The following is a 3,298-nucleotide window of genomic DNA, read 5'->3' as shown; positions in this document are numbered from 1 at the left end:
AGACCTCTTGCATAAATCCGAAAACAAACGATAGAAACAATAATGGGAGGGACTTTCAGTTAATTATTTATTAGTAGTTGATAATCTTCAAAAATGTTGCTGTACAAGGATCGACTTAAGACTTTTGCAAGAGGTCTAGTGACCGCTAACCACTTTCCCTGATTTCCCTACTATATTTTGTGTTTTTTGTCAAGGGGTTTTTGGGGTTTTAGTAAAGATGTGACGGGATAGGACTGTTTTGATCAGGACTATTATTGATGAAATCGATAGAATAACGATAGGGGAAGCTTGCTTGTTTGCCTCAACCGACAATTTTTAATTGTTAATAAACTTTGACCAGACCCTAACTATGAATGAACCACCTAATAGCGCTGGCGATGAAATCCAATTACCCCGGGGAGAAAGAGTTGACCAGCTAAGAAATCTCATCGAAACCCTACGCATTGCCGATGAAGTGGCCAATCGCGGTTATTTGATTACCAGCGCCGAAGTGGCCGATTTAATGGATATTAATCCAGGGGCCGTTACCAGTCGCGGCGACCATTGGCCGTGGCGAAATTGGGTAATCTCCCGGGTCAGACGCGAGGGAAACCAAATTCTTTGGCAGTTGGAAAAAGTCGATTAGGATTAATGGCAACCATCAGTTAATTTCTCTCTTAACTTTTGTCAATTAGCAATTAGGGTTTGCTAAATAAATCTAAAAACCTTGTTGGGTAAGACTTTTAGACTTTTGGTCAATCAAAAAGTCCCAGATCTGGGAGGGATCGGGGGGAAAATTCCTGGACTTTTTCCCTGAAAATTAGGTAATTTACCAGATGAAAATGGGTAAAAACCTACACCCCACACCCCACCTGCCCCCCCGATGTCGGGGGGGTTGGGGGGGCCACACCCTGTCCCCACGAAAACCTTTTTCAGCAAACCCTAATTATCTCGTCATTTTCCCCCAGCAGATGACGCGCAAAACGTCGAGCTAGGGGCGGAGCCGATACGAGTGTACTGGTAAAGCCAGAAAATACCTGCAATCCCACTTTATCGGCGATCGCTCCCACTAGGGGCCGTCCCGAGGGAGCAAAGGCCACTAGGCAATGATGACAGCTGCCGGGGAGAGAGGCTAAAGAGGGCAGCAATGTCCCCACGGCGGCGCGTATTGCTTTTTCCCCCGCCAGAGGGTTTAAACTCCCGCCTGGATCGGTGATAATGGCGCTAATTTGCCCTAGATAAAGACTTTGATCCCGGAATTGTACCGCCCCCGTTTCTAAAACACTGGCAATTATTTCTGGGGTTTCTCTCTGCCAAATGCCCTGATTTTCTAGTTGGGTAATTTTTTGCTCTAATACCAATCTGGCAGGAATTGCGGGCATAACTAGGGTGTTTAATTTGATCTCAGTGGGGGGAATTTTGATCACCTGGGCATGGGTAAAATAGACGGGAGCAGCAATACCAGATTTTTGCAGTAAAGACCGGGTTAATCCCCCGGCACAGACGATAGTTTCCCCAGCATGATAATTATTTTTAGGAGTTTTTACGCCGGTAATTCTCGATGCAGTTTCAATTAATTCGATGACAGCTTCCCGAATAATCGTGCCTCCCAGACGTAGAAAAGCTTGTTGATAGGCAAGATTAGTTTTTTCGGCGTTAATGTGACCGTGGGGTAGTCGTAAAACTCCGGAGATAGCAGCGAGATTTAATAGAGGTTCTAAAGCGATCGCTGCTTGCGGATCGAGAATTTCGGGAGTAATAGCAAAGATAGCAAATTTTTCGGCCACAGCGACTGGATCATCTTCGGGGTTCACGGTGAGAATTAGCTCTATGTCCCGGTATTCGTTATCTATGCCCAATTCCTGCGATAAATTGCGCTGAATTTCTCGACCTTCTTGATATAATTTTCTCTGGATTTCTGTGGTAGCTGACCAATAGGCTAAACCCCCGTAACTGTAGAAAGTGGCGTTGAGGGGATGGGTTTCTTTTTCTAATAAGAGGACTCGACTGCCTAGGTTAGCTAGTTCATAACTTAAGGCGGAACCGGTGATACCACCACCGATAATTATATAATCATAAGTTGTGGTCATAATTGGGCTAATTTTCCCTCGATTAATCTATTCTATCATTATACTTGCTCAGTTCCCTGGTTCTGATTTAAGCAATAGTTGCTATAATTAGAGAAAAAGTTGAAAGCGGGACTGGATAACTATGCAACAGTTAGAAACTAAGGGGATAACTGACTCATGGATTAAAGCTAGTTGGGAAGAATACTTAGAAGCAATTAAAAACTTCCCAGAGAATCAAGGAAAAAGTTATTATTACAATGGCTATTATCGATTAGAAATGACTCCTATTGGATTTGAACACGCTAGAGATCATCACGTTGTCTTTTTGGGGGTGAGTCTCTACGCTATCCTCAAAGAAATTCCTTTTCAAGGACTCCCCACTTGTTCCTATCGCAAAAGAGGAATTAGAGAAGTGCAGCCAGATATATCTTACTATCTAGGAGAGAAAGCTAATCTAATTTCCTACGGTACTTCGATTATTGATTTAAATCAGTATCCTCCACCAGATTTAGTCATTGAAATCTCAAAATCTACCCTCAATGATGACTTAGGTAATAAACGCTTACTCTACGAAGAATTAGGGGTTAGTGAATACTGGAGTGTTAAGGTAGATGATCCTCAAATATTCGCCTTTGAAATAATCGATCGAGGGAGCAAAAGAATTGATATATCAAAGGTTTTACCTAATTTAAAACTCGCGGTTTTAGAGTCAGCTTTACAACAGGCACGCACCAGAGATCAAAGTCAGGTGGGACGTTGGTTAATCACTCAATTTCAAGGTTAACTCCATAAAATTGAGGCTAAGATTATGCAAAAGCTAGAAACTACTATCTCGACAGATTTATGGATTAAAGGCAGTTGGGAAGAATACTTAGAAGCAATTAACAACTTCCCAGAAAATCAAGGAAAAAGTTATTATTACAATGGCTATTATCGATTAGAAATGACTCCTATTGGTAACGATCATGCCAGCGATCATGCTATTTTGATCTTCGCTGTTAGTCTCTATGCTACCCTAAAAAATTTGGCCTTTAATGCCAAAGATAATTGCAGTTTTCGCAAGTCGGGTTATCGAGAAGTTCAACCAGATATATCTTATTATTTTGCGGAGAAAGCTAATCTAATTTCGGCTCTTCGTTACCCTTTATGCTAAATCAACATACAAGATGCCAAGATAACATACTTCTAACCCAAAAATTCCGAAAGTTTCTAAAGCCATAGCCTCTCCGTTTTATTAGTTTAAGTTTATT

4 protein-coding genes and 1 pseudogene are annotated in these 3,298 nt (G+C 41.8%); 3 read left to right on the top strand and 2 right to left on the bottom strand.

Features of this window, described 5'->3' with window-relative positions:
• The first annotated feature begins 349 nt into the window (after window positions 1–349).
• Window positions 350–625: a hypothetical protein gene (locus IM500_RS22030; protein ID WP_002768833.1), complete on the top strand. Its 276-nt coding sequence runs from the start codon at window positions 350–352 to the stop codon at window positions 623–625.
• Window positions 626–911: 286 nt separating this feature from the next.
• Here the strand turns inward: IM500_RS22030 and IM500_RS22025 are convergent, their stop codons facing one another.
• A complete protein-coding gene (locus tag IM500_RS22025) occupies window positions 912–2,069 on the bottom strand; it encodes an NAD(P)/FAD-dependent oxidoreductase (protein WP_190723593.1) in 1,158 nt (385 codons plus the stop codon).
• A 121-nt stretch (window positions 2,070–2,190) separates the two neighbouring features.
• On the opposite strand from IM500_RS22025, the gene IM500_RS22020 reads away from it, so the two are divergent.
• Together IM500_RS22020 and IM500_RS22015 are read left to right on the top strand one after the other, a co-directional pair.
• Window positions 2,191–2,832, top strand: a complete 642-nt coding sequence (locus tag IM500_RS22020) for a Uma2 family endonuclease (RefSeq protein WP_190723590.1) — start codon at window positions 2,191–2,193, stop codon at window positions 2,830–2,832.
• 24 nt (window positions 2,833–2,856) lie between these two features.
• Window positions 2,857–3,174: pseudogene (locus tag IM500_RS22015) on the top strand (Uma2 family endonuclease); the annotation flags it as partial.
• 28 nt (window positions 3,175–3,202) lie between these two features.
• Here IM500_RS22015 and IM500_RS22010 read toward each other — a convergent pair.
• Window positions 3,203–3,298, bottom strand: a 96-nt coding sequence (locus tag IM500_RS22010; RefSeq protein WP_146031641.1) for a transposase, incomplete at its 5' end; no start/stop codon positions are given.

The organism is Microcystis sp. M179S2, assembly GCF_020245805.1.
Classification (GTDB): domain Bacteria; phylum Cyanobacteriota; class Cyanobacteriia; order Cyanobacteriales; family Microcystaceae; genus Microcystis; species Microcystis aeruginosa.
The sequence above is the reverse complement of the archived record's forward strand: the minus strand, read 5'-3'. Positions and strand labels throughout refer to the sequence as shown.